Source organism: Arthrobacter sp. NPDC056886 (assembly GCF_042788715.1).
GTDB lineage: Bacteria > Actinomycetota > Actinomycetes > Actinomycetales > Micrococcaceae > Arthrobacter.
This window is the reverse complement of sequence record NZ_JBHUBT010000007.1, coordinates 286,034-309,830: the sequence shown is the minus strand read 5'-3', so window position 1 is coordinate 309,830 and position 23,797 is coordinate 286,034. Positions and strand designations below refer to the sequence as shown.

21 protein-coding genes are annotated in these 23,797 nt (G+C 67.0%); 6 read left to right on the top strand and 15 right to left on the bottom strand.

Features of this window, described 5'->3' with window-relative positions:
• The 6 genes from ACFRJ8_RS14295 to pgl form a co-directional block, all read left to right on the top strand.
• On the top strand, window positions 1–629 hold a 629-nt coding region (locus ACFRJ8_RS14295), incomplete at its 5' end, for a transketolase C-terminal domain-containing protein (RefSeq protein WP_377986817.1).
• A gap of 63 nt (window positions 630–692) precedes the next feature.
• Complete coding sequence (gene tal / locus ACFRJ8_RS14290; RefSeq protein ID WP_377986816.1) at window positions 693–1,808, top strand: transaldolase; 1,116 nt, start codon at window positions 693–695, stop codon at window positions 1,806–1,808.
• Window positions 1,809–1,814: 6 nt separating this feature from the next.
• Entirely contained in the window at window positions 1,815–3,449 is a 1,635-nt protein-coding gene (locus tag ACFRJ8_RS14285; RefSeq protein WP_377986815.1) for a glucose-6-phosphate isomerase, read from the top strand.
• Window positions 3,450–3,464: 15 nt separating this feature from the next.
• Window positions 3,465–5,027 (top strand): glucose-6-phosphate dehydrogenase, encoded by a 1,563-nt coding sequence (gene zwf / locus ACFRJ8_RS14280; RefSeq protein ID WP_377986814.1) that lies wholly within the window; start codon window positions 3,465–3,467, stop codon window positions 5,025–5,027.
• On the top strand, window positions 5,024–5,965 hold the full coding sequence (locus ACFRJ8_RS14275) for a glucose-6-phosphate dehydrogenase assembly protein OpcA (RefSeq protein WP_377986813.1): 942 nt from the start codon (window positions 5,024–5,026) through the stop codon (window positions 5,963–5,965). Before zwf ends, ACFRJ8_RS14275 begins: the two co-directional genes overlap by 4 nt.
• Entirely contained in the window at window positions 5,955–6,773 is an 819-nt protein-coding gene (gene pgl / locus ACFRJ8_RS14270) for a 6-phosphogluconolactonase (protein WP_377986812.1), read from the top strand. The genes ACFRJ8_RS14275 and pgl overlap by 11 nt, the downstream gene beginning before the upstream one ends.
• Here the strand turns inward: pgl and ACFRJ8_RS14265 are convergent.
• From ACFRJ8_RS14265 to ACFRJ8_RS14195, 15 genes are all read right to left on the bottom strand, one after another.
• Window positions 6,726–7,121 carry an RNA polymerase-binding protein RbpA gene (locus ACFRJ8_RS14265; protein ID WP_377986811.1) on the bottom strand — a complete coding sequence of 132 codons (396 nt, stop codon included), beginning with the start codon at window positions 7,119–7,121 and terminating at the stop codon, window positions 6,726–6,728. The genes pgl and ACFRJ8_RS14265 overlap by 48 nt on opposite strands.
• Before the next feature lie 120 nt (window positions 7,122–7,241).
• Window positions 7,242–7,499 carry a preprotein translocase subunit SecG gene (gene secG / locus ACFRJ8_RS14260; RefSeq protein ID WP_377986810.1) on the bottom strand — a complete coding sequence of 86 codons (258 nt, stop codon included), beginning with the start codon at window positions 7,497–7,499 and terminating at the stop codon, window positions 7,242–7,244.
• A 48-nt stretch (window positions 7,500–7,547) separates the two neighbouring features.
• Window positions 7,548–8,363 carry a triose-phosphate isomerase gene (gene tpiA, locus ACFRJ8_RS14255; RefSeq protein WP_377986809.1) on the bottom strand — a complete coding sequence of 272 codons (816 nt, stop codon included), beginning with the start codon at window positions 8,361–8,363 and terminating at the stop codon, window positions 7,548–7,550.
• A gap of 167 nt (window positions 8,364–8,530) precedes the next feature.
• Entirely contained in the window at window positions 8,531–9,757 is a 1,227-nt protein-coding gene (locus tag ACFRJ8_RS14250; RefSeq protein ID WP_377986808.1) for a phosphoglycerate kinase, read from the bottom strand.
• Window positions 9,758–9,767: 10 nt separating this feature from the next.
• The gene (gap, locus tag ACFRJ8_RS14245; protein ID WP_277523722.1) at window positions 9,768–10,778 is read right to left on the bottom strand and encodes a type I glyceraldehyde-3-phosphate dehydrogenase; all 1,011 of its coding nucleotides are present in this window, start codon (window positions 10,776–10,778) and stop codon (window positions 9,768–9,770) included.
• 266 nt (window positions 10,779–11,044) lie between these two features.
• Window positions 11,045–11,668 carry a superoxide dismutase gene (locus ACFRJ8_RS14240; protein WP_277523724.1) on the bottom strand — a complete coding sequence of 208 codons (624 nt, stop codon included), beginning with the start codon at window positions 11,666–11,668 and terminating at the stop codon, window positions 11,045–11,047.
• A gap of 167 nt (window positions 11,669–11,835) precedes the next feature.
• Window positions 11,836–12,816 carry a DNA-binding protein WhiA gene (whiA, locus tag ACFRJ8_RS14235; protein WP_377986807.1) on the bottom strand — a complete coding sequence of 327 codons (981 nt, stop codon included), beginning with the start codon at window positions 12,814–12,816 and terminating at the stop codon, window positions 11,836–11,838.
• A 10-nt stretch (window positions 12,817–12,826) separates the two neighbouring features.
• The gene (yvcK, locus tag ACFRJ8_RS14230; RefSeq protein ID WP_377986806.1) at window positions 12,827–13,846 is read right to left on the bottom strand and encodes a uridine diphosphate-N-acetylglucosamine-binding protein YvcK; all 1,020 of its coding nucleotides are present in this window, start codon (window positions 13,844–13,846) and stop codon (window positions 12,827–12,829) included.
• Window positions 13,846–14,769, bottom strand: a complete 924-nt coding sequence (gene rapZ, locus ACFRJ8_RS14225; protein WP_090577737.1) for an RNase adapter RapZ — start codon at window positions 14,767–14,769, stop codon at window positions 13,846–13,848. The genes yvcK and rapZ overlap by 1 nt, the downstream gene beginning before the upstream one ends.
• Window positions 14,770–14,892: 123 nt before the next feature.
• On the bottom strand, window positions 14,893–16,902 hold the full coding sequence (gene uvrC, locus ACFRJ8_RS14220) for an excinuclease ABC subunit UvrC (RefSeq protein WP_377986805.1): 2,010 nt from the start codon (window positions 16,900–16,902) through the stop codon (window positions 14,893–14,895).
• A 65-nt stretch (window positions 16,903–16,967) separates the two neighbouring features.
• The gene (locus ACFRJ8_RS14215) at window positions 16,968–17,636 is read right to left on the bottom strand and encodes a lysophospholipid acyltransferase family protein (RefSeq protein ID WP_377986804.1); all 669 of its coding nucleotides are present in this window, start codon (window positions 17,634–17,636) and stop codon (window positions 16,968–16,970) included.
• Entirely contained in the window at window positions 17,623–18,381 is a 759-nt protein-coding gene (locus tag ACFRJ8_RS14210) for an HAD hydrolase-like protein (protein ID WP_377986803.1), read from the bottom strand. The genes ACFRJ8_RS14215 and ACFRJ8_RS14210 overlap by 14 nt, the downstream gene beginning before the upstream one ends.
• Before the next feature lie 157 nt (window positions 18,382–18,538).
• Window positions 18,539–21,487, bottom strand: coding sequence for an excinuclease ABC subunit UvrA (gene uvrA / locus ACFRJ8_RS14205; RefSeq protein WP_377986802.1), 2,949 nt, complete (start codon window positions 21,485–21,487; stop codon window positions 18,539–18,541).
• Window positions 21,488–21,554: 67 nt separating this feature from the next.
• Window positions 21,555–21,947, bottom strand: a complete 393-nt coding sequence (locus tag ACFRJ8_RS14200) for a GntR family transcriptional regulator (RefSeq protein ID WP_377986801.1) — start codon at window positions 21,945–21,947, stop codon at window positions 21,555–21,557.
• A complete protein-coding gene (locus ACFRJ8_RS14195; RefSeq protein WP_377986829.1) occupies window positions 21,944–23,785 on the bottom strand; it encodes an ABC transporter ATP-binding protein in 1,842 nt (613 codons plus the stop codon). The genes ACFRJ8_RS14200 and ACFRJ8_RS14195 overlap by 4 nt, the downstream gene beginning before the upstream one ends.
• Window positions 23,786–23,797 lie beyond the last annotated feature (12 nt).

Below are 23,797 nucleotides of genomic sequence, written 5' to 3'. Positions count from 1 at the left end.
ACCAGCCCGTCGAACAGCTCGCCTCCCTGCGCGCCATCCCGGGCCTGGACGTCGTCCGCCCCGGGGACGCGAACGAGGTCGCCGCGGCCTGGAAGACCATGCTGGAAAACCACGAAAACCCCGCCGGGATCGTCCTGACCCGGCAGAACATCCCCACCTGGGCCCGCGGCACGTCCGAGGCCACCGGCGACACGTTCGGCTCCACCGCCGGCGTCGCAAAGGGCGGCTACGTCCTGGCCGAAGCCTCCCAGGACGGGGCCACCGTCGAGGCGCAGGTCATCCTGATCGGCACCGGCTCCGAGGTCCAGCTCGCCGTCGCCGCCCGCGAGGCCCTGCAGGCCGAGGGCATCCCCACCCGGGTCGTGTCCATGCCCTGTGTCGAGTGGTTCACCAGGCAGGACGCCGCCTACCGCGAGGCCGTGCTCCCCGCCGCCGTGAAGGCCCGCGTCTCGGTCGAGGCCGGACTGGCCCTGGGCTGGAAGGAATTCGTCGGCGACGCCGGCCGCTCCATCTCCCTGGAACACTTCGGCGCGTCCGCCGACTACAAGCGCCTCTTCCAGGAATTCGGCATCACCACCGAAGCCGTCACCGCCGCCGCCAAGGAATCCCTCGCCAGCCTCACCAACTGATCCACACCCCACGGTTCCGGGGGACCCTGTCCCCCGGAACCCATGATTTCCAGGAGTTATGAAATGACTACCCCCACACAGCAGCTCTCCGACGCCGGCGTCTCGATCTGGCTCGATGACCTCTCCCGCGGCCGCCTGCAGACCGGCACCCTGCGCAGGCTGATCGAAGAGAAGAACGTCGTTGGCGTCACCACCAACCCGTCCATCTTCCACGCCGCCATCACCACCGGCCACGATTACGACGCCGTCATCGCCGCCCAGGCGGCCGCCGGCGCCACCGTTGAAGAGACCGTCTTCGAAATCACCACGACCGACGTCGCCGACGCCTGCGACCTGTTCGCCCCCGTCGCCGCAGCCACCAAGGGTGTCGACGGCCGCGTCTCCATTGAGGTGGACCCCCGCCTGGCCTGGGACACGGCCGGCACCATCGCCGAAGCGAAGCACCTGTACAAGAAGGTCAACAAGGACAACGTCCTGATCAAGATCCCGGCAACCCTCGAAGGCCTCGAGGCCATCACGGCCACCCTGGCCGAGGGCATCAGCGTCAACGTGACCCTGATCTTCTCGCTGGAACGCTACCGCGCCGTCATCAACGCCTTCCAGTCCGGCCTCGAACAGGCCAAGGACAACGGCCACGACCTGTCCAAGATCCACTCGGTCGCGTCCTTCTTCGTCTCCCGCGTCGATGCCGAAATCGACAAGCGCCTCAACGCCATCGGCACCGACGAGGCCAAGGCCCTGAAGGGCAAGGCCGGCCTGGCCAACGCCCGCCTGGCCTACCAGGTCTACGAAGAGCTCTTCTCCACCGAACGCTGGACCCTGCTGGCCGAGGCCGGCGCCCTGCCGCAGCGCCCGCTGTGGGCCTCCACCGGCGTGAAGGACCCGGCCTACCCGGACACCCTCTACGTCACGGAACTCGTTGCGCCCGGCGTCGTGAACACCATGCCGGAGAAGACCCTCGACGCCACGTTCGACCACGGCACCGTCACGGGAGACACCGTTACCCGCGGCTACGACGACGCCAACGCCACCCTGAACTCCCTCGATGCGCTCGGGATTTCCTACAACGAGGTCGTCGCACTGCTCGAATCCGAAGGCCTGGACAAGTTCGTGGCCAGCTGGAAGGAACTGCTGGGTGACGTCGAAGGCGCCCTGGCCTCTGCACGGAAGGCTTCCTAACCCATCATGAGCACACTCAGCTACGACGCCACCGGCGCAGCCCGCCAGGCCCATGAGCAGCACCTCCCGGCACTCCTGGAGGACCGCATTGCCACCCGGATCTTCGCGAAGGACCACACGCTGTGGGGTCCGGACGCAGAGCAGGAATCCGCCGTCCGGCTGGGCTGGGTCGAGGCGGCTACCGTCTCCCAGCCGCTGGTCGGCGGGATCCTGGAACTCCGCGATGCGCTGAAGGCCGAGGGCGTTACGCGGATCGTCCTTTGCGGCATGGGCGGCTCCTCGCTGGCGCCTGAAGTCATCGCGGGCACCGCTGGCGTCGAGCTGACTGTTCTTGACAGCACCGACCCCGAACAGGTCAGTGCCGCCTTGGCGGACCGTCTGGCCGAAACGGCCATCGTCGTTTCGTCCAAGTCCGGTTCCACCGTGGAAACCGATTCCCAGCGCCGGATCTTCGAGCAGGCATTCACCGATGCCGGGATCGACGCGAAGAGCCGCATCATCATCGTCACCGACCCGGGTTCGCCGCTGGACAAGGCCTCTAGGGAAGCAGGCTACCGCGCCGTCTTCAACGCCGACCCCAACGTCGGCGGTCGCTTCTCGGCCCTCACCGCGTTCGGACTGGTCCCCTGCGGGCTGGCCGGAGTGGACATCCAGGCATTCCTTGATGAAGCAGAAGAAGCAGCCGAGATCCTCAATGAGGACTCGGAGGACAACATCGGCCTTGCCCTCGGCACCGCCCTCGGCGGCACCAACCCGCTGCGCAACAAGATCGTCATCGCGGAGGACGGCTCCGGGATTGTGGGCTTCGCCGACTGGGCTGAACAGCTCATCGCCGAATCCACCGGCAAGCTCGGCACCGGCGTGCTGCCGGTCGTCGCCGGCCCTGCCTCCCCGGAGGCCACACTTGGCGCTCCCGATGTCCTCGTCGTCCGGCTCGTCGCGGCAGATGCCGACGTAGAGCTCGGCGAGAACGAGGTCGCCATTGCCGGCGGCTTGGCCACCCAGATGATGGTGTGGGAGTTCGCCACCGCCGTGGCCGGCCGGCTGCTGGGCATCAACCCGTACGACCAGCCCGACGTCGAGGCAGCCAAGATCGCCGCGCGCGGCCTGCTGGACGCTCAGCCCGAGCCGACGCCGGCGAACTTCACCGACGGCGCCATCGAGGTCCGCGGCGGGGAATGGCTCGGCGGTGCCGCCACGGCGGCAGAAGCCGTCAGCGCCCTGCTCGCCGAACTCGGCCCGGACAGCTACCTCAGCGTCCAGGCCTATTTCGACCGGCTCGCCTACGCCAGCCTCGAAGGTATCCGCGACGAACTGGCTGCTGTCACCGGACGCCCGGTCACGTTCGGCTGGGGTCCGCGGTTCCTGCACTCCACCGGCCAGTTCCACAAGGGCGGCCCTGCAATCGGCGTCTTCCTGCAGGTCACGGCCGCCTCCGCGACGGACCTCGCCATCCCGGACCGGCCCTTTACGTTCGGCGAGCTGATCTCGGCGCAGGCCGCAGGCGACGCCCAGGTCCTGTCCGAACACGGCCGCCCGGTCCTCCGGCTGCACCTGACCGACCGCCCTGCGGGTGTGAAGCAGCTCCAGGAGCTCATCACGTCCCTTGCCGGCCAGGCAGCATCCTCCACTCAAAGCTAAGGCACCCACGCAACCATGCCAGAAACCTACAACGGCGGCAGGAACACGGCCGGCCGGGGGCGCAATCCGCTCCGGGACCCCCGTGACCGCCGTCTAAACCGTATTGCCGGGCCGTCGTCGCTGGTCCTGTTTGGGGTAACCGGTGACCTCGCCCGCAAGAAGCTCATGCCGGCCGTGTACGACCTCGCCAACCGCGGGCTGCTCCCGCCGAGCTTTGCCCTGGTGGGCTTTGCCCGCCGGCAGTGGGAGAACGAGGACTTCGCCGCGGAGGTCCTGGAGTCGGTGAAGGCGTACGCCCGCACCCCCTTCGATGAGACGGTCTGGAAGCAACTCTCCGAGGGCATCCGCTTCGTGCAGGGCGAGTTCGACGACGACGACGCGTTCAAGCGGCTCGGCGAGACCATCGATGAACTCGACGAGCACCGTGGAACGCGGGGCAACCACGCGTTCTACCTCTCGATTCCGCCGAAGGCCTTCGAGCAGGTCTGCCGCCAGCTCTCGAAGCACGGCCTGGCCCAGGCGTCGGGTGACAACTGGCGCCGCGTCGTGATCGAAAAGCCGTTCGGGCACGACCTCGAATCCGCCCGGCAGCTCAACGACATCGTCGAGTCGGTGTTCCCGCCGGACGCGGTCTTCCGGATCGACCACTACCTGGGCAAGGAGACGGTCCAGAACATCCTGGCGCTGCGCTTCGCGAACCAGCTCTTCGAGCCGCTCTGGAACGCCAACTATGTGGACCACGTCCAGATCACCATGGCCGAGGACATCGGCACCGGCGGCCGGGCAGGCTACTACGACGGCGTGGGCGCGGCCCGCGACGTCATCCAGAACCACCTGCTCCAGCTCCTGGCCCTGACGGCCATGGAGGAGCCGATCTCCTTCAACGCCGATGACCTGCGGGCCGAGAAGGAAAAGGTCCTCGCCGCCGTCCGGCTTCCCGATGACCTCTCCACCCACTCCGCCCGCGGGCAGTTCACGGGCGGCTGGCAGGGCGGCGAGGAAGTCCTCGGATACCTGGAGGAAGAGGGCATCCCGGCCGATTCCAAGACCGAGACGTTCGCCGCGATCCGGGTGGACATCAACACCCGGCGCTGGTCCGGAGCGCCGTTCTACCTGCGCGCGGGCAAGCGGCTCGGCCGCCGGGTAACTGAGATCGCCGTCGTGTTCAAGCGCGCGCCGAACCTGCTCTTCACCGACCACGGCGAGGACGACTTCGGCCAGAACGCCGTGGTGATCCGGGTCCAGCCCGATGAAGGCGCGACGATCCGGTTCGGGTCCAAGGTTCCGGGCACCCAGATGGAAGTCCGCGACGTCACCATGGACTTCGGCTACGGCCACTCCTTCACCGAGTCCAGCCCCGAAGCCTACGAACGCCTGATCCTCGACGTGCTCCTCGGCGAACCGCCGCTGTTCCCCCGGCACCAGGAAGTCGAGCTGTCCTGGAAGATCCTGGACCCGTTCGAGGAGTACTGGGCCGGCCTCGACGAACAGCCCCAGCCCTACGCTCCTGGCAGCTGGGGCCCTGCCTCGGCCGACGAGCTCCTTGCCCGCGACGGACGAACCTGGAGAAGGCCATGATCGTAGATCTTCCCGACACCACCACCTCTAAGATTTCCAAGAAGATCATGGCCCTGCGCGAGCAGGGCGGCGTGATCGCCCTGGGCCGGGTGCTGACCCTAGTGGTCGTCACCCGCTCAGGGCTTGAAGAGGAGGCCATCGAGGCCGCCAACGAGGCCAGCCGGGAACACCCGTGCCGGATCATCGTCCTCGCCGACGCCGGGGCCTCGGCCCCGACCCGGCTGGACGCCCAGATCCGCGTCGGCGGCGATGCTGGGGCCTCCGAGGTCATCCTGCTGCGCGGCTACGGCGAACTCGCCGAGGAAAGCGAGTCCCTCGTGGCGGCCCTGCTGCTCCCGGACGCACCGATCGTGGCCTGGTGGCCGCATGGCGCCCCCAGGAATGCGTGCCAGACCTCGATCGGGAGCATCGCGCACCGCCGGATCACTGACTCGGCCAACGAAACGGACCCGGTCACGGCGCTGGAAAACATTCGCCGCACTTACAAGGCCGGCGACACGGACCTCGCCTGGACGCGCCTGACCAACTGGCGCATCCAGCTGGCCGCGGTCCTGGACCAGGTGGACGACTCGCCGGTGACGGCTGTCGCCGTCGAGGGCGCCTCGGACTCCCCCAGTACGGTGCTGCTCGCGGCCTGGCTCACCTTGGCCCTGGATGTTCCCGTCACGATCGTGGCGGATCCGGCCGGAACCGGGATCCGCCGCGTCCGGCTGACCCGGCCCGGCGGCGACATCCAGCTCTTCCGGCCCGGGCTCACGATTGCGGAACTGACGCAGCCCGGCCAGCCCGCGCAACGGATCTCATTGCCGCGCCGCAGCCTCAAAGACTGCCTGGCCGAAGAGCTCCGCCGCCTGGATCCGGACGAAGTCTTTGGCGAAGTGATTACTATGGGACTCCCACGTACCAATCTAAGGAGTGTCCGTCCCAGTGAGCGCTGACCCGAGAGTAAGCATCCATCCTGACTCGACCGTCCTGATGGCTGCAATCGCAGCCCGCCTTATCACCAAGCTCGTGGATATCCAGGACCGGCACGGCGAGGCCACTGTGGTGCTTACCGGGGGCACAATGGGCATCGGTTCGCTTAAGGCAGTCGCGGAATCACCGGCGGCGCCGGCCGTTGACTGGTCAAAGGTGAACTTCTGGTGGGGTGACGAGCGCTTCGTGGCGGCCGACGACGCCGAACGCAACGCCCGCCAGGCCCAGGACGCTCTCCTGGCCCATATCGATGTGGATCCGGCGCGAGTCCATGTGCCTGGTTCTACCGATGACTTCGACAGCCCGGACGAAGCTGCGGCAGACTATGCACGCCGCCTCGCTGAGGCTGCCGCCGCCGAACACGCCGCGGACATGTCCGATGACAGGCCGGAACATCCGGCGCGGCTCCCCCGCCTGGACATCGTCCTCCTGGGGGTAGGGCCGGACGCGCACGTCGCCTCGCTGTTCCCTGAGCAGGCCGGTATCCGGGAGAAGGAACTGACCGTCGTCGGCGTCCACAACTCCCCCAAGCCGCCGCCGGCGCGGGTGTCACTGACGTTGCCGGCGATCAATACGGCATTAGAGGTGTGGATGGTGGTGGCCGGTGACGATAAGGCCGGCGCCGTGGGACTGGCGCTGGCCGGTGCCAATCCCGTGCAGGTTCCCGCGGCTGGCCCGCGTGGCCGCCGGGAAACCCTGTGGCTGATTGACGAAAACGCCGCGTCACGGGTCCCGGAGCAGCTCGTCCGGAAGGGACCGTCGGGCGCGTAGCCGTTCCAGCGCTCCAGCCAGCACGTCTTCGGCGTCTTGGCTGGAGCGCCGTTCTTTAACGTATTCCAGGTGTGTCTTGAAGCCCTCCGTCGGCGCTTCCTCGAGGGCAAACTTGGCTTCATCGCGGGTTGCGGTCCCGCCGCAGCGCCGGCAGTCCCAGACTCCAGGGATTTGTTCCTCCGGCAGTTGCGCGAATACGAGCGCGGTTTCATGGCCCTTGGCGCACCGGAAGGAGACACGAATACGGGGCTGGCGTACGCCGGCCCCGTTCAGTGGCTCATGGCGGGGAGATGCCCCTTCGGTGGCGCCTACACGGATTCCTTTGAATCCGGAAGCAGAATGCAGCATCGGGAACTCCTGGCTACTCAGCTGATGGAAGCGTGCTAGACGACAGCCACAGCGTAGTTGCGGAGTTCCCGATGCCGGGAGGGCCTTAAGGACCCCTTATGGAGTTTTTCGGACGGAGTCCTAGGAATCGGCGCCCGTGCTGAACCGCATGAGCAGGCCGAGGGCGATGATCACGACCGCCCAGGTGATGCCCAGGATGACCGTGAACCGGTTGAGGTTCCGCTCGGCGACACCGGAGGAGCTCAGCCCCGAACTCATGCCGCCGCCGAACATGTCGGACAGGCCGCCTCCGCGTCCCTTATGGAGCAGGATGAGCAACGTCAGCAGGAGGCTGGTGATGCCCAGGAGGACCTGCAGAATGACATGAAGAACGTCCACGACGGCCTTTCAGAAGAATTGGATTACGGGGGTCAGGCTGTGTCCGGACTAATCCGTCAACAGGTGACTCTCGAACCTGACAATATTAGCAAACTCGGCAGCGTCCAGGCTGGCACCGCCGACCAGCAAGCCGTCGACGTCGCGTTCCTTCAGGATCGAGGCCGCGTTGTTGGCCTTGACCGAGCCGCCGTAGAGCAAGCGGGTCTTGGCAGCGACGTCGGTTCCGAAGAGGGTGGACAGTTCCGCACGGATGGCTGCGCACATTTCCTGTGCATCTTCCGGTCCAGCAACCTCGCCGGTGCCGATGGCCCAGACGGGCTCGTAGGCGACAACGAGCTCGGCAGCCTGCTCCGGGGTGAGGCCTTCGACGCCGGCGCGGAGCTGGGCGAGCGTGTGGTCCACGTGGGTGCCGGCCTGCCGGATCTCAAGGCCCTCGCCGACGCACAGCACGGGGGTGATGCCGTGCCGGAAGGCGGCTTTGGTCTTGGCGTTGAGCACGGCGTCGGACTCATTGTGGACGGTGCGGCGTTCGCTGTGGCCAACCAGTGCGTAACTGCAGCCGAGCTTGGCCAGGAACTGCCCGGAAATATCGCCCGTGTAGGCGCCGGAGTCGAACTGGGAGAGGTCCTGGCCGCCATAGACGACGGCGAGCTCGTCGCCCTGGACCAGGGTCTGCACGCCGCGGAGATCCGTGAACGGCGGGAACACGGCGACCTCCACCCGGCTGTAGTCGTGCTTGGCGTCGGACAGGGTCCACGCGAGCTTCTGCAGGAGGGTGATGCCCTGGACGTGGTCCATGTTCATCTTCCAGTTCCCGGCGATGAAGGGCTTGCGGTCGAATTTACCGTTGGTTGACGTGGTCACGTGATCTCCAAGAGTTCTTGTTGTATAAGAGCAGCCGGCAGGGTGCCCGGTTCCTTGCGGAGGGCACCCTGCCGGCTCGATGGCCTGGCGGCCGCCGCTGCTACCAGCGGTCAGTGCTGCTACCAGCGGTCAGTGCTGCTAACGGCCGGTGCTTCTAACGGCCTGTGCTAACGGTCGAGGACGCTCAGGCCGGGCAGTTCCTTGCCTTCAAGGTACTCCAGGCTGGCGCCGCCGCCGGTGGAAATGTGGCCGAACTGGTCATCGGCGAAGCCGAGGGTCCGGACCGCGGCCGCGGAGTCGCCGCCGCCAACCACCGTGAACGCGTCCGTCTCCGTCAGCGCCTGGGCGATGGCCCGGGTGCCGGCGGCGAAGGCCGGGAATTCGAACACGCCTATGGGACCGTTCCAGAACACCGTCTTGGCGCCCTTGATCCGCTCCGCGAAGGCCGCTGCCGACACCGGCCCGATGTCCAGCCCGATGCCCTGGGCCCCGAAGCTGCTCGACTCGATGGCGTCGGCCGCGACGGTCTCGTGCTCGGCGTCGGCGGCGAACTTGGCCGCCACCACAACATCGGTGGGCACGACAAACTCGGTACCGGCGTCAGCGGCCCGCTTCAGGTAGTCCTGGACCACCGGGATCTGGTCCTCTTCGAGCAGGCTGGCCGCGACCTTGTTCCCCGCCGCGGCGAGGAACGTGAACAGCATGCCGCCGCCCACCAGGATCGTGTCCGCCTTGCCCAGGAGGTTGTCGATGACAGCGAGCTTGTCGGAGACCTTGGAACCGCCGAGGACAACGACGTAGGGCCGCTGGGTGTCGGTGGTGAGCTTGCGCAGCACCTCGACCTCCGTGCGGACAAGGTCGCCCTGGTAGGACGGCAGCCGCGTCGCGACGTCGTACACGCTGGCGTGCTTGCGGTGCACGGCACCGAAGGCATCATCGACGAAGGCGCCGTTGTCGCCGGTGAGGGCGACGAGCTCGTCCGCGAAGGCGCCGCGTTCGGCGTCGTCCTTGGAGGTCTCGCGCGCGTCGAAGCGCACGTTCTCCAGGACCAGCGCTTCGCCGTCCTGCAGCGCGGCGGACAGTTCCTTGGCCGACTCGCCGACAGTGTCGCCGGCAAGCGAGACCTTGAACCCGGCAAGCTCGGCCAGCCGGGCGGCTGCGGGCTTGAGCGAGTACTTCTCCTCCGGGGCGCCCTTGGGGCGGCCCAGGTGTGCTGTGACCAGCACGCGGGCACCGGCGTCCGTGAGCTTCGCCAGCACTGGCAGGGAGGCCTTGATGCGGCCGTCGTCAGTCACTGTAGAGCCGTCGAGCGGCACGTTCAGGTCACTTCTGACCAGAACGTACCGCCCGCGGACACCATCAGCGATCAGTTCGTTGAGGGTGTGGAATGTCATGAGTCTTACCCTAGCCCAGCTTGGACGCGACAAGCTCCGTGAGGTCCACGAGGCGGTTGGAGTAGCCCCATTCATTGTCATACCAGGACACAACCTTGACCTGGTCACCGATCACCTTGGTCAGGCCGGAATCGAAGATGGACGACGCCGGGTCGCCGACGATGTCCGAGGAGACAATCGGCTCGTCGGTGTAGGTCAGCAGGCCCCGGAGCTCGTCGGTCTCGGATGCTGCCTTGAGAGCGGCGTTGACTTCAGCGACGGTGGTCTCGCGGGAGACCGTGACGGTCAGGTCCGTGGCGGAGCCGGTGGGCACGGGCACGCGGATGGCGTAGCCGTCGAGCTTGCCCTTGAGCTCCGGAAGGACCAGGCCGATTGCCTTGGCGGCACCCGTGGAGGTGGGCACCATGTTGATGGCGGCGGCGCGGGCGCGGCGGAGGTCCTTGTGCGGGCCGTCCTGCAGGTTCTGGTCGGCCGTGTAGGCGTGGATGGTGGTCATCAGGCCACGCTCGATGCCGAAGGCGTCGTTGATGACCTTGGCCAGCGGGCCGAGGCAGTTGGTGGTGCAGGAGGCGTTGGAGATGATGTGGTGCGTAGCGCTGTCGTACAGGCCGTCGTTGACGCCCATCACGATCGTGATGTCTTCATCCGACGCGGGGGCGGAAATCAGGACTTTCTTGGCGCCGGCGTCGATGTGCTTCTGCGCATCGGCGGCCTTCGTGAAGAAACCGGTGGACTCGATGACGATGTCGACGCCGAGCTCGCCCCAGGGCAGCTTCGCGGGATCGCGCTCGGCGAGGACCTTGATGATCCTGCCGTCGACGACGATGTTGCCGTCCTTGACCTCAATGGTTTCGGCCAGGCGGCCGCCCACAGAGTCGTACTTGAAGAGGTGAGCGAGGGCTTCCGGGCTGGTGAGGTCGTTGACCGCAACGATCTCAAGATCTGCGCCCTGTGCGAGGGCGGCGCGGAAGTAGTTGCGGCCGATACGGCCAAAGCCGTTGATGCCAATACGGGTCGTCACGTTTTCAGTCTCCTTGGTGCTCCTGCGAGCACGACTAGTTGAGAAGGCGTTCAAGCCAACTAACAGATCCCGCACGCCATTGGGCAGAGATAATTACCAGATCGGAGGGCGACCAGCCACATTGCTGAAGGCTAACCGCCTTCCGTGATCCATCTTACGTTTAACCGGGACTGCCCCCGCAAGTGCAGGGGCAGTCCGTCCACATTTCGGGCTGAAGCGCCCGTAATGTGAGGTTTGTTACAAACGGAAGTCGTTCCCGTCACCCCTTAGAGGGTAATGAGACCCGTCGCGTTCTTGCGGGCAGCGTCGAAGCGCTTGGCGACGTCGGCCCAGTTCACGATGTTCCAGAAGGCCTTGACGTAGTCGGCCTTGACGTTGACGTAGTCCAGGTAGAAGGCGTGCTCCCACATGTCCAGCATCAGCAGCGGGGTGGTGCCGAGTGCAACGTTGCCCTGCTGATCGTAGAGCTGCTCGATGACCAGGTTGCCGCCGATGGGCTCGTAGGCCAGGAAGCCCCAGCCGGAGCCCTGCAGGCCCAGCGCCGCGGCGCTGAACTGGGCACGGAACGCGTCGAACGAGCCGAAGGCGTCGTCGATGGCCGCAGCGAGCTCGCCCTCGGGCTTGTCGCCACCGTCCGGGGAGAGGTTCTTCCAGAAGACGGAGTGGTTGATGTGGCCGCCGGTGTGGAACGCGAGGTCCTTGGAGAGGCGGTTGATGTTGGCGAAGTCGCCCTTTTCGCGCGCCTCGGCCAGCTGGGCGAGGGCGTTGTTGGCGCCGGTCACATAGGCGGCGTGGTGCTTGCTGTGGTGCAGCTCCATGATCTTCGCGGAGATGTGCGGTTCCAGCGCTGCGTAGTCATAGTCGAGCTGTGGCAGTACGTACTCGGTCACAAAATCCTCCAATGTCGTGGACGGGTTGTCCGGTTCGGTAACTCTCGGATTGTGCATCCGGATGCGGGGCATCCGGAAGTTTGCGGTGGGATCCAACGGCAACAACCCGCCGCGGCTCCCGGGTATTTCCATTCCCGGCATTTACTTGTGTTGATTCTAGGGGCGGGCTAGTCGTCGAGCATCTCCGGCGTCACATTGGCCTCCGTGCCCGGGATGCCGAGGTCCTGGGCCCGCTTGTCCGCCATGGCCAGAAGCCGGCGGATCCGGCCGGCGATGGCGTCCTTGGTCATGACGGGATCGGCCAGGCGGCCAAGTTCGTCCAGGCTGGCCTGCTTGTGCGCGACCCGGAGCTCGCCGGCGTACTTGAGGTGGTCCGGGACGTCGTCGCCCAGGATTTCCAGGGCACGGTCAACGCGGGCACCGGCGGCGACGGCGGCCTGCGCGGAACGGCGCAGGTTGGCGTCGTCGAAGTTGGCGAGCCGGTTGGCCGTGGCGCGGACTTCCTTGCGCATGCGGCGTTCCTCCCAGACCATGAGCGCGTCGTGGGCGCCCATCCGGGTCAGCAGCGCGGCGATCGTGTCGCCGTCGCGGATCACCACGCGGTCCACTCCCCTGACTTCGCGGGCCTTGGCCTGGATGCCGAGGCGGCGGGCGGCGCCGACGAGGGCCAGGGCCGATTCGGGGCCGGGGCACGTGACTTCCATGGCCGAGGAGCGGCCTGGCTCGGTCAGCGAGCCGTGCGCCAGGAAGGCGCCGCGCCAGACGGCCTCGGCGTCCGAGGCGGAGCCGTTCACCACAACTGACGGAAGGCCCCGCACGGGGCGGCCGCGGGCGTCCAGGAGTCCGGTCTGGCGGGCCAGGGCCTCACCATCGCGGACCACGCGCACCACGTAGCGGCTGCCGCGGCGCAGGCCGCCGCCCGAGACGACGATGATCTCGCTCTGGTGGCCGTACACCTCGGCGATTGCCGCGCGCAGCCGCCGGGCGGTCGAGGCGAGGTCGACTTCAGCCTCGATCACAATCCGGCCCGAGATGATGTGCAGCCCGCCGGCGAAGCGGAGCATGGCCGATACCTCGGCCTTGCGGACCGAGGACTTCTTAATATCCAGACGGGAAAGTTCTTCCTTGACTGATGCTGTCAGTGCCATGGCACCTTTCCTAACTGTTCCCGAAAATATCGTGGTACGCCGTCGCCAGCCGCAACGGATCGTGGACCGGACGGCGACCAGACGCCCCCACTTTACCCAAGACCACCTCGGCACCGAGCATTCCTGCCGCCGCCTCGAAGTCGGGCAGGTCCTGGACCGACGCCGGGTCGGCCAGGATGACGTCGATTGTGAACTCCGGCGCGTACTCGCGCAGCACCCTTAGGTGGTCGGCGGCGGTCATGCCGGCGGTCTCCTTGGTGTCCGTGGCGAGGTTCATCGTCAGGCAGCGGCGGGCGGCCGTGTTGCAGAGAGCCTCCCGCATTTCGGGCAGCAGCAGGTGCGGCAGCACGGACGTGTACCAGGAACCCGGCCCGAGGATGACCCAGTCGGCCAGCTCGATCGCCGTTAGCGCCTCCGTGCAGGCCGGAGCGTTCTCGGGCAGCAGCCGGACGTGCTCAAGGGACCCCGCCACCGCGCACTTGGCCTGGCCGCTGAGGGTCTGCAATGCCGTGGTGCCGTCCGGGGCGGTAACCCGGATCTGGCCCTCGATGGTCAGCGGGACACTGGACATCGGCAGGACCTCGCCGCGCGCGCCGAGCAGGGCGCCGGCCCATTTCAGGCCCGCAACGGTGTCGCCCAGGAGCTCCCAGAGCGTGACAATCAGGAGGTTACCCATGGCGTGCTCATCGAGTGACCCGCCACGGCCGGCGCCGGGGGCGAAGCGGTGCTGCATGACGTCGCGCCATGTTCGGCCCCAGTCGGTGTCGTCGCACAGCGCGGACAAGGCCATGCGGAGATCGCCCGGCGGCAGGACGCCATACTCTTCACGGAGCCGGCCGGAGGATCCGCCGTCGTCCGCGACCGTGACGATCGCGGTGAGCTCGGAGGTCAGCAGGCGCAGGGCAGACAGGGAGGCGGAGAGGCCGTGGCCGCCGCCGAGCGCGACGACGGCGGGGCCTTTGTCCTGCTGGCTGGCGAATGCCGCGCTGGCGGGCGGGACAAGGGGCAGCGGGCCGGTCAGCAGCGCCATTACTCGCGGCCCAGGTCCCGGTGCGTCGTCGTCACGGTGACGCGCGGATATTGCGCCAGCCTCCGTGAGAGCTCCACGGCGACCGCCACGGAGCGGTGCTTGCCGCCGGTGCAGCCTACGGCGATGGTGGCGTAGTGCTTGTTCTCCCGCCGGTACCCGTCCAGGACCGGTTCCAGGGCCAGGACGTAGCGTTCCACGAAGTCACTGACGCCCTGGGCCTCCAGCACGTAGTCGCTGACGTCCTTGTCCAGCCCGGTGTGCGGGCGCAACTGCGGCACCCAGTGCGGGTTGGGGATGAAGCGGGCGTCGGCCACGAAGTTGGCGTCCACCGGCAGCCCGTACTTGAAACCAAAGCTCATGACGTTCAGCCGCAGCGCCACCGGCCCGGTCTCGCTGAAAAGTTCCGTAATCGCGGTGGCGAGACCGTGCACGTTGAGGGAGGAGGTGTCCAGGACGATGTCTGCGGTGTCCTTCAGTTCACGGACAAGTTCGCGTTCGGCCGCGATGCCGTCGAGGATCCGGCCGCCGCCCTGGAGCGGGTGGGGCCTGCGGCCCTGCTCGAAGCGGCGTACCAGGACGTCGTCGCTGGCGTCGAGGAACAGCACGCGGAAGGTCACACCGGTGGCTTCCAGGGCGCGGAGGGCCGCGCGCATGTCCACGAACAGTTCCTTGCTCCGGACGTCCATCACGACGGCGAGCTTGGACATCGAGTGCGGTGTCCGCGACACGAGTTCGGCGAGCGTGCCGAGCATCTGCGGCGGCAGGTTTTCCACGACGTACCAGCCATGGTCCTCAAGGGCGTCCGAGGCAGTGCTCCTGCCGGCTCCCGACATTCCGGTCACTACGAGCAGTTCCGCCTCGACGGGTTTGACGGGCGTCATGCCGTCCGCATCCGTCTCGGATCCTGCCGTCGACTCTGCCATCAGTGAAGCCCCATCTCTGCCTGTGCGATTTGCTGTTCCGATCAGGTTCGGGCCCTGGCCGCGGTGATGCCGCGGCCATGCCGTTACCCAAGTCATTACCCTAGCTAAGTTTGGCGGCGCTAGCTAAGCGTCCAGGATTTCACCCGTGGTCATGTTGATGGCAGGAACCGTGGCGGCGGCCTCGCCGTCGTCGGCATTGAAGTGCCGGACGATCGCGGCGGCCAGGGACGGGCCGATCCCCTTGGCGCCGGTGAGTTCTTCCTGCGTGGCAGCCTTGATGCCCTTGACGGAGCCGAACTCGGCCAGGAGGGCCTTGCGTTTCGACTCCCCCAGCCCGGGCACGCTGTCCAGCGCGGAGGCCGTCATGGCCTTGCCGCGCTTTTGCCGATGGAACGTGATGGCGAAGCGGTGGGCCTCGTCGCGGATCCGCTGCAGCAGATACAGGCCGGCGGAGGCGCGCGGCAGGATCACCGGGAAATCGCTTTCCGGCAGCCACACTTCCTCGAGCCGTTTGGCCAGGCCGACCACATAGACGTCCTCGATGCCCAGCTCTGCCAGCGCCCGGGCAGCCGCATTGACCTGCGGTTTGCCGCCGTCGACGACGACGAGGTTGGGCGGGTAGGCGAACTTGCTCCGCGGCGCCGGCGTGGTGGAGTCGGCGATCGCCGCGGCGGTTGCGGCGTCCAGCGCGGCCTGGTGTGCCGGCTTGGCCGCGGCCGCCGCCTGCTCGTTTTGCTCCTGGAGATAGTGCCGGAACCGGCGGGTCAGCACGTCGTGCATGGCCGCGGTGTCGTCGGTGGCGGCGGCTCCGGTGACGGCGAACTTCCGGTACTCGGACTTCTTCGGCAGGCCGTCCTCCACCACCACCATGGAGCCGACCACGTTGGTGCCCTGGACGTGCGAGATATCGAAGCACTCGATCCGCAGCAGCGCCACGGGCAGCTCGAGGGCTTCCTGGATTTCCTGCAGGGCCTGGGAGCGCATGGTGAGGTCGCCGGCGCGCCGGGATTTATGGAGCTTGAGGGCGTGCTCGGCGTTCTCACGGACCGTGGACATGAGGGCCGCCTTGTCGCCGCGCTGGGGCACCCGGACGTCCACCCGGGCCCCGCGCAGGCCGCTGAGCCATTGCGTGAGCTCCGGGGCGTTGCTGGGTTCGGTGGGCACCAGGACTTCCCGGGGCAGCCTGCCCTGGAGCCCGGCTTCCTCGCCGTAGACCTGCTGGAGCAGATGTTCGACCAATTCCGGGGTGGTGGAGTCTTCGACTTTTTCCACCACCCAGCCGCGCTGGCCGCGGATCCGGCCTCCGCGGACGTGGAAGACCTGGACGGCGGCCTCGAGCTCGTCCTCGTGCAGGGCGAAGACGTCGGCGTCCGTGCCCTCGGCGAGGACCACGGCGTTGCGTTCGAAGACTTTCTTTAGCGCCACGATGTCATCCCGGAGCCGGGCCGCGCGTTCGTAGTCGAGCTCGGCAACCGCCGCGGCCATTTCCCGTTCCAGCCGGTTGACGAAGGGTTTGGCTTCGCCGCCCATGAAGGTGCAGAAGTCTTCGGCGAGGGCGCGGTGGTCCTCGGCGGAGATCCGGCCGACGCAGGGCGCCGAACATTTGTCGATGTAGCCGAGCAGGCAGGGCCGGCCACTGGCCTGGGCGCGCTTCAGCACCCCGGGGCTGCAGCTGCGCACCGGGAATACGCGCAGCAGGGTGTCCATGGTGTCCCGGATCGCGCCGGCGGTGTACGGGCCGAAATACCGGGTCCCCTTGCGCCGATCCCCGCGGAGCACCTGGACACGCGGATACTTCTCCCCCATGGTGACGGCCAGATACGGGTAGGTCTTGTCGTCCCGGAACATCACGTTGAAGCGGGGCGTGAATTCCTTGATCCAGGTGTATTCCAGCTGCAGCGACTCGAGTTCGCTGCCCACCACAGTCCATTCGACGCTGCTGGCCGTGTGCACCATCGCGTAGGTTTTGGGCAGCAGCCCGGCGGGGTTGGCGAAGTACGTATTCAGCCGGGAACGGAGGTTCTTGGCCTTGCCGACGTAGATGACCCGGCCGTGCGGGTCGCGGAAGCGGTACACGCCCGGATTGGTCGGAATTTCACCCGTCTGGGGTCGGTAACTCGCTGGATCTGCCACACATCAAGTCTACTGAGCCGCCGGAGGTGCCGTGCACCCGCCTGCGGGGAGCAGGGTGGCTTGCGCTACTCGGCCGACTTGCTCTGGTTGTAGCTCGTGGAGCGTTCCTGGCCGCTCAGCTCCGCGATGGCATCCATGATGCGGTCCGTGACCTGGCGGCGGGCCGGCAGGGAGTGGTCCGGTCCGGTTTTCTCGAAATACAGCGGCTCGCCCACCTTCATGGTGAAGTGCTGCGGTTTGACGGACTTGCTGTCCGCGGGCTGCAGGTGTTCGGTGCCGATCAGGCCCACCGGGATCACGGGTGCGCCCGTGGTGAGGGCCAGCCAGCCGACGCCCGTGCGGCCGCGGTACAGGATGCCGTCGCGGGAGCGCGTACCTTCGGGATAGATCCCCACGCCCCTGCCGGAATCAAGGATGTCCAGCAGTGTCTTCAGCGCCTGCACGCTCGCCGCCTGTTCGCCGCGTTCCACCGGAATGGAACCCACGGCCTCGAAGAAGGACTTCATGGCCTTGCCCTTGACGCCGCCGGTGGTGAAGTATTCGGCCTTCGCGAAGAACGCCACGGGCCGCGGCATGAGGGCCTGGACGATCACGCTGTCCAGGAAGGAGAGATGGTTCGGCGCCACGATGAACGGTCCGTCCGTGGGCACGTTTTCCAGGCCGATGACCGTGGGACGGCACGTGGAGGATATGAGCCCGCGCGTGGTCCAGCGGATTGCGTCAAACATTGCCATCGGTGTGCACCTCGTTCAGGGCTGGGGTCCCCGGGCGTTCGGAGAGTTTGTTGATCGTCGCGTGAAGCGCCGTGGTGTTGTGCACGATCTCGATGGCACCAGCCGTGTGCAGTTCGCCGTCGGGCGCAAAACCCCAGCCTACGCCGATGCAGTCCAGTCCGTTCGCCGCGGCCCCGGCTACGTCCTGCGCCCGGTCCCCCACCATGACGGCACGGCCGGCGGCCGCAGGGTGCCCCGCTGTCAGGTCTGAGAGTGCGGCAGCGACGATATCGGCTTTGCCTTCGGGAACAGCGCCTTCGGAAACAGGGCCCGCTCCCGGGCCGGCCTCGTCGGCGGCGGAGCCCCGGATGCTGTGGAAGAGCCCGGCGATCCCATGGTGCGCCAGGACGGTCCGGGCAAGGCCTTCGGGTTTCTGGGTGGCAACGGCGATGGGGCGGCCCGCGGCCGCGAGGTCCTCGAGGAGGTTCCGGATGCCCGGGTACAGCCGGCTCTGCGCGATCCCCGTGGCAACGTAGTGCGCGCGATAGATGCGGATGGCGTCCGCCAGCAGTGACGGCGGAACGCCGGCGATTTCCGTGAGGGAGTGGCTCAGCTTGGGCCCGATCATGGCGTCCATCCGGGACTGATCCGGAACCGGCAGGCCAAGCTCGGTGAGGGCCGCGGCGATTCCGCCCGTAATCCCCCCGGCGGGATCGACAAGAGTGCCGTCAAGGTCAAAGATCACGGGCACTGTTGTATGCGTCACCGGCTTAGTTTCTCACGAGTGTGGAGATGCCAGAAATTCGCATACTCGTTCAGGAATACATCCGCCGGATTCGTCAGGCGAAGACATTCCCGTACGGGCGGGGACGCGTGCGGGCGCAGGCATGCTCTCTCCGCCCGCACGGTCCCGGCGGCGGGCGTCAGGCGAGAAGCTCGGCGAGGAAGGCGGCCGTGTAGCTTTCGCTCGACTTGGCCACCTGCTCCGGCGTTCCGGAGGCGATCACCCGGCCGCCGCCCGAGCCGCCGTCGGGGCCAAGGTCCACGATCCAGTCCGCGCTCTTGATGACATCGAGGTTGTGTTCGATGGTGATCACCGTGTTGCCCTTCTCCACGAGGCCCTGCAGCACCATGAGGAGCTTGCGGATGTCCTCGAAGTGCAGGCCTGTGGTGGGCTCGTCCAGGACGTAGACGCTGCGGCCGTTTGAGCGTTTCTGGAGCTCGGCCGCGAGCTTCACGCGCTGCGCCTCGCCGCCGGAGAGCGTGGTGGCGGGCTGGCCCAGCCTGACGTAGCCAAGGCCGACGTCGACCAGCGTGTTGAGGTGCCGCGCGATCGGTGAGAAGGCGGCAAAGAACTCCGCCCCTTCCTCGATGGGCATGTTCAGCACGTCCGCGATGGTCTTGCCCTTGTAGTGGACCTCCAGGGTTTCGCGGTTGTACCGGGCGCCGTGGCAGACCTCACAGGGGACGTAGACGTCCGGCAGGAAGTTCATCTCGATCTTCAGCGTGCCGTCGCCGGAGCAGGCCTCGCAGCGGCCGCCCTTGACGTTGAAGGAGAACCGGCCCGGCAGATAGCCGCGGACCTTGGCCTCGGTGGTCTCGGCGAAGAGCTTCCGGATGTGGTCGAACACGCCGGTGTAGGTGGCCGGGTTGGAGCGCGGGGTGCGTCCGATGGGGCTCTGGTCGACGTGCACCACCTTGTCCAGGTGCTCGAGGCCCTGGACGGACTTGTGCCGGCCGGCCACCTGTTTGGCGCCGTTGAGCTTGTTGGCGAGCACTTTGTAGAGGATCTCGTTCACCAGCGTGGACTTGCCCGAGCCACTGACGCCGGTGACGGCGGTGAAGAGGCCCAGCGGGAAGCTGGCATCGATGTTCAGGAGGTTGTTCTCCTTGGCCCCGACCACCTTGAGCTCGCGCTTCTTGTCGTATTTGCGCCGCTTTTTGGGGATCTCGATTTTCTTCCGGCCCGAGAGGTAGTCGCCGGTGAGTGAATCCGTATTTTCCAGCAGGGCCTGGTAGGAGCCGGAGTGGACCACCATGCCGCCGTGCTCGCCGGCGCCCGGTCCGATGTCCACCACCCAGTCGGCCTCCTGGATGGTGTCCTCGTCATGCTCCACCACGATCAGGGTGTTGCCGAGATCCCGGAGCCGGGTCAGGGTTTCGATCAGGCGGCGGTTGTCCCGCTGGTGCAGGCCGATCGAGGGCTCGTCGAGGACGTAGAGCACGCCCACGAGGCCGGAACCGATCTGGGTGGCCAGCCGGATGCGCTGGGCTTCGCCGCCGGACAAGGTGCCGGAGGGCCGTTCCAGGTTCAGGTATTCGAGTCCGACGTCGAGGAGGAAGGTCAGCCTGGCCTGGATTTCCTTGAGGACCTGGTGGGCGATCTGGGCTTCGCGGCCGGTGAGGACGAGGTTGTCGAGGAAGTCAGCGCAGTCACGCATGGGCAGCGCGGCGACCTCGGCGATTGACTTGCCGTTAATCAGCACCGACAGGGAGGCAGGGTTCAGCCGTGCGCCGTTGCAGGCCGGGCACGGGACCTGGCGCATGTACTCCTCGTAGCGGTCGCGCGCGGAGTCCGAATCGGTCTCGCCATGCTTGCGGTGGACGTACTGCACCACGCCCTCAAAGCCGGTGCTGTACTTGCGTTCCCGGCCGAAGCGGTTGCGGTACTGCACCACCACTTTGTGGTCCTTGCCGTGCAGGACCGTCTGCCGGACGTCGGCGCCCAGCTTCTCCCACGCCGTCGTCATGGAGAAGCCGAGCTCGTCCGCGAGGCCTGCCAGCAGCCGGTTCCAGTACTCCGTGGTGGCGGTGCCCAGAGACCACGGCGCGATGGCCCCCTCGGAGAGCGAGAGCTCCGGGTTGGGGATCAGGAGTTCCTCGTCGACTTCCAGCTTGGTGCCGATGCCGCTGCACGCGCTGCAGGCGCCGAAAGGGTTGTTGAACGAGAAGGAGCGGGGCTCGATTTCGTCGATCGCCAGGGGGTGCTCGTTGGGGCAGGCGAGGTGTTCGGAGAAGGCCCGGATCCGCTCCGGATCGTCGGCTTCGAGGTCGACGAATTCGGCCAGGATGCGGCCCTCCGCCAGCCCGAGGGCGGTTTCGACGGAGTCGGTCAAGCGCTGGCTGATGCCTTCCTTGACCACCAGGCGGTCCACCACCACTTCGATGGTGTGCTTGAACTGCTTGCCCAGCTTCGGCGGTTCGCTCAGGTGGATCAGCTCGCCGTCCACACGGGCCCGCGAGTAGCCCTTGGCGGTGAGTTCCTTGAAGAGGTCGACGAATTCGCCCTTGCGGCCGCGGACCACGGGGGCCAGCACCTGGAAGCGTGTGCCGTCCGGGAGCTCGAGCAACTGGTCCACGATCTGCTGCGGAGTCTGCTTGGTCACAAGCTCCCCGCAGACGGGGCAATACGGCCGGCCCACGCGGGCCCAAAGCAGGCGCATGTAGTCGTAGATCTCGGTGATGGTGCCCACGGTGGAGCGCGGGTTCTTGCTCGTGGACTTCTGGTCGATGGAGACGGCCGGCGAAAGGCCCTCGATGAAATCGACGTCGGGCTTGTCCACCTGGCCCAGGAACTGCCGGGCATAGGCGGAGAGCGACTCGACATAGCGGCGCTGGCCCTCGGCAAAGATGGTGTCGAACGCGAGGGATGATTTGCCGGAGCCGGACAGGCCGGTGAACACGATCATGGCATCGCGCGGCAGGTCCAGGTCCACGTTGCGCAGGTTGTGCTCGCGGGCGCCCTTGACCACCAGGCGCGTCATGTCCGGACGCTTCAGGACGGGGCGGGACAGGGCGGCATCCCGGGCTGTCAACGGCTCGACGGCGGAATGGACTTCAACGGCTGGATCTTCAGCTACAGCTTTAGGCACGAATCTAATGCTAATCGAAAACTTCTTCGAAAAACTATTCTGCGCGCCAGGGGCAGCACCGGATGTGCTACTGGCGGTCGTAGGCGGCGGCCAGCAACTGCACAGCCTCGGCGAAACTTGCGCCCTGGGCTTTGGCAGCCGCGGCGAACTCGGCGGCGGCGGCGGACAGCGAACTCCAGGCGGCATCGCGGGCACAAACAACGGTGCCGTTCCGGCCCCGTGTCACCACGACGCCGGCGGCCTCGAGTTCCTTGTAGGCCCGCGCCACGGTGTGGGGTGCCACGCCCAGTTCGCCCGCGAGGCTCCGCACCGCCGGAAGCTTGGTGCCCGGCGCGAGGGTGCCATTGTCGGCGCGTTCAATGACGTGTAGCCGGAGCTGTTCGAAGAGGGGCACGGAGCTGGCCGGATTGGTCCGCCAGGCACCGGGGAAGCGCTCCCCCGCGGTGTCCGTGGGACTCACTGTTCCGCCTCCGGGACGGCCGGGACCTGTTCGCGACCGGCGAACTGCGCCTCGTACAAATCCTTGTAGAGCCCGCGCGTGGCCATCAGCTGCTGATGGGTCCCGTGTTCAACGATTCGTCCGTGGTCCATGACGAGAATTAGATCAGCGTCCCGCACCGTGGACAAACGGTGCGCGATCACGAAGCTCGTGTGACCTTCCCGCAGCCGCTCCATCGCATGCCGGATCTGCACCTCGGTACGGCTGTCGACGGAACTCGTTGCCTCGTCCAGCACCAGGATGCTGCGCCCGGCAATCTGCGCCCGCGCGATCGAGACGAGCTGGCGCTGGCCCCGGCTCAGGGAGTCGCCGTCGTTGCCGAGCATCGTGGCGTAGCCGGCCGGAAGGGACCTGACGAACTGGTCCACGTGGCTGGCGTGGGCCGCCGACACGATGTCCGCGTCGGCGGCACCGGGCCGGCCGTATTCGATGTTCTCCCGGATGCTGCCGGTGAACAGCCAGGCGTCCTGCAGGACGGTGCCGAAGGCGCTGCGGAGCTCGTCCCGCGGGATGGTGGCGATGTCAGTCGAGTCCACCAGGATCCGCCCGGAGTCGAGTTCGTAGAAGCGCATCAGGAGGTTTACCACGGTGGTTTTGCCGGCCCCGGTGTGTCCCACAATTGCCACAGTCTGTCCCGGCTCCACTGTGAAGGAGAGGTCCTTCACCACGGGGGTGCCGGGGCTGTAACTGAAGCTGACGTGCTCGAATGTGACCCGGCCCGCCACCGCGCCCCAATTCGTTGGGACCTGGGACCTGCCCCGGGCACGGGAGTTGCACCCATTGGAGGATTTGCGCGGGACGTGGAGTTTTCGCGGGGTGTCGGCGCGGTGAAGCCTGCCGGCGCCGTTGGCCGAAACAGCCGGCACTGCGCTGTCTGGCGGGATTTCCGGGGCGTCAAGAAACTCAAACACGCGCTCGGCCGAGGCCAGGCAGGATTGCACGAGATTCAGCATTCCGCCGATCTGGCCCACGGGCTGGCTGAAGAGGCGGGAGAACTGGACGAACGCCTGGATGCCGCCGATGGTCATCGCCCCCGCGGTAACCTGGAGCGCCCCCACGACGGCCACCGCAATGTAGTTGAGGTTGGCGACAAACATCAACAGCGGCTGCACGATACCGGACAAGTACTGGGCGCGGGTGCTCGATCGCGTGAGCTTGTCGTTGCACTCCCGGAAGCTCACCGCAGATGCCTCCTGCTGGCCGAAGGCCTTCACCACTTCGTGCCCGGTGAAGAACTCTTCGAGCTGGGCGTTCAGTGCCCCCGTGCTGCTCCACTGCTCCTTGAAGTGGGCCTGGGAGTGCCGGGCCACGAGCACGGTGATGGCCGTGGACACCGGCACCGACAGGACCGCGATCAGTGCCAGCAGGGGCGAAAGCCACAGCATCATGGCGAGTGCGGCGGAGAGCATAAGGACGGACATGATCAGCTGGTTCAGCAACTGGTTGAGGGCCTGGGAGATATTGTCGACGTCGTTGGTGGCCCGGCTGAGCACGTCGCCGCGGCGCTGCTCCTCGAAATGGCTGGACGGCAACAGGTGGAGTTTCTGTTCCACGGAGCCGCGGAGCCCGTAGCTGAGGCGCTGCACCGCCGTGGCGGTCAGGCTGCCCTGGATCCAGCTGAACAGCGACGCCCCAACGTACATGGCAGAGACCGCCAGGAGCTTCGCGGCCAGAGCGTGCTCGTCGAGGGAGCCGCCCAGGAAGCCCGCGACGACGACGTCGGTGGCGTCGCCCAGGACCTTCGGGGCCGCCACGTTGAGTGTCACGAACGCACAGGTGGCGGCGATGACACCGGCCATCCGCCATCTCAG

What these genes read in the sequence shown, in the direction of transcription:
- ACFRJ8_RS14275 (WP_377986813.1), top strand. Translation starts at nt 5,024, where the DNA reads ATGATCGTAGATCTTCCCGACACCACCACCTCTAAGATTTCCAAGAAG.
- tal (WP_377986816.1), top strand. Translation starts at nt 693, where the DNA reads ATGACTACCCCCACACAGCAGCTCTCCGACGCCGGCGTCTCGATCTGG.
- ACFRJ8_RS14265 (WP_377986811.1), bottom strand. Translation starts at nt 7,121, where the DNA reads ATGCTGCATTCTGCTTCCGGATTCAAAGGAATCCGTGTAGGCGCCACC.
- ACFRJ8_RS14195 (WP_377986829.1), bottom strand. Translation starts at nt 23,785, where the DNA reads ATGGCCGGTGTCATCGCCGCCACCTGTGCGTTCGTGACACTCAACGTG.
- ACFRJ8_RS14215 (WP_377986804.1), bottom strand. Translation starts at nt 17,636, where the DNA reads ATGGCAATGTTTGACGCAATCCGCTGGACCACGCGCGGGCTCATATCC.
- rapZ (WP_090577737.1), bottom strand. Translation starts at nt 14,769, where the DNA reads ATGGCAGAGTCGACGGCAGGATCCGAGACGGATGCGGACGGCATGACG.
- zwf (WP_377986814.1), top strand. Translation starts at nt 3,465, where the DNA reads ATGCCAGAAACCTACAACGGCGGCAGGAACACGGCCGGCCGGGGGCGC.
- yvcK (WP_377986806.1), bottom strand. Translation starts at nt 13,846, where the DNA reads ATGGCGCTGCTGACCGGCCCGCTGCCCCTTGTCCCGCCCGCCAGCGCG.
- ACFRJ8_RS14250 (WP_377986808.1), bottom strand. Translation starts at nt 9,757, where the DNA reads ATGACATTCCACACCCTCAACGAACTGATCGCTGATGGTGTCCGCGGG.
- whiA (WP_377986807.1), bottom strand. Translation starts at nt 12,816, where the DNA reads ATGGCACTGACAGCATCAGTCAAGGAAGAACTTTCCCGTCTGGATATT.
- ACFRJ8_RS14285 (WP_377986815.1), top strand. Translation starts at nt 1,815, where the DNA reads ATGAGCACACTCAGCTACGACGCCACCGGCGCAGCCCGCCAGGCCCAT.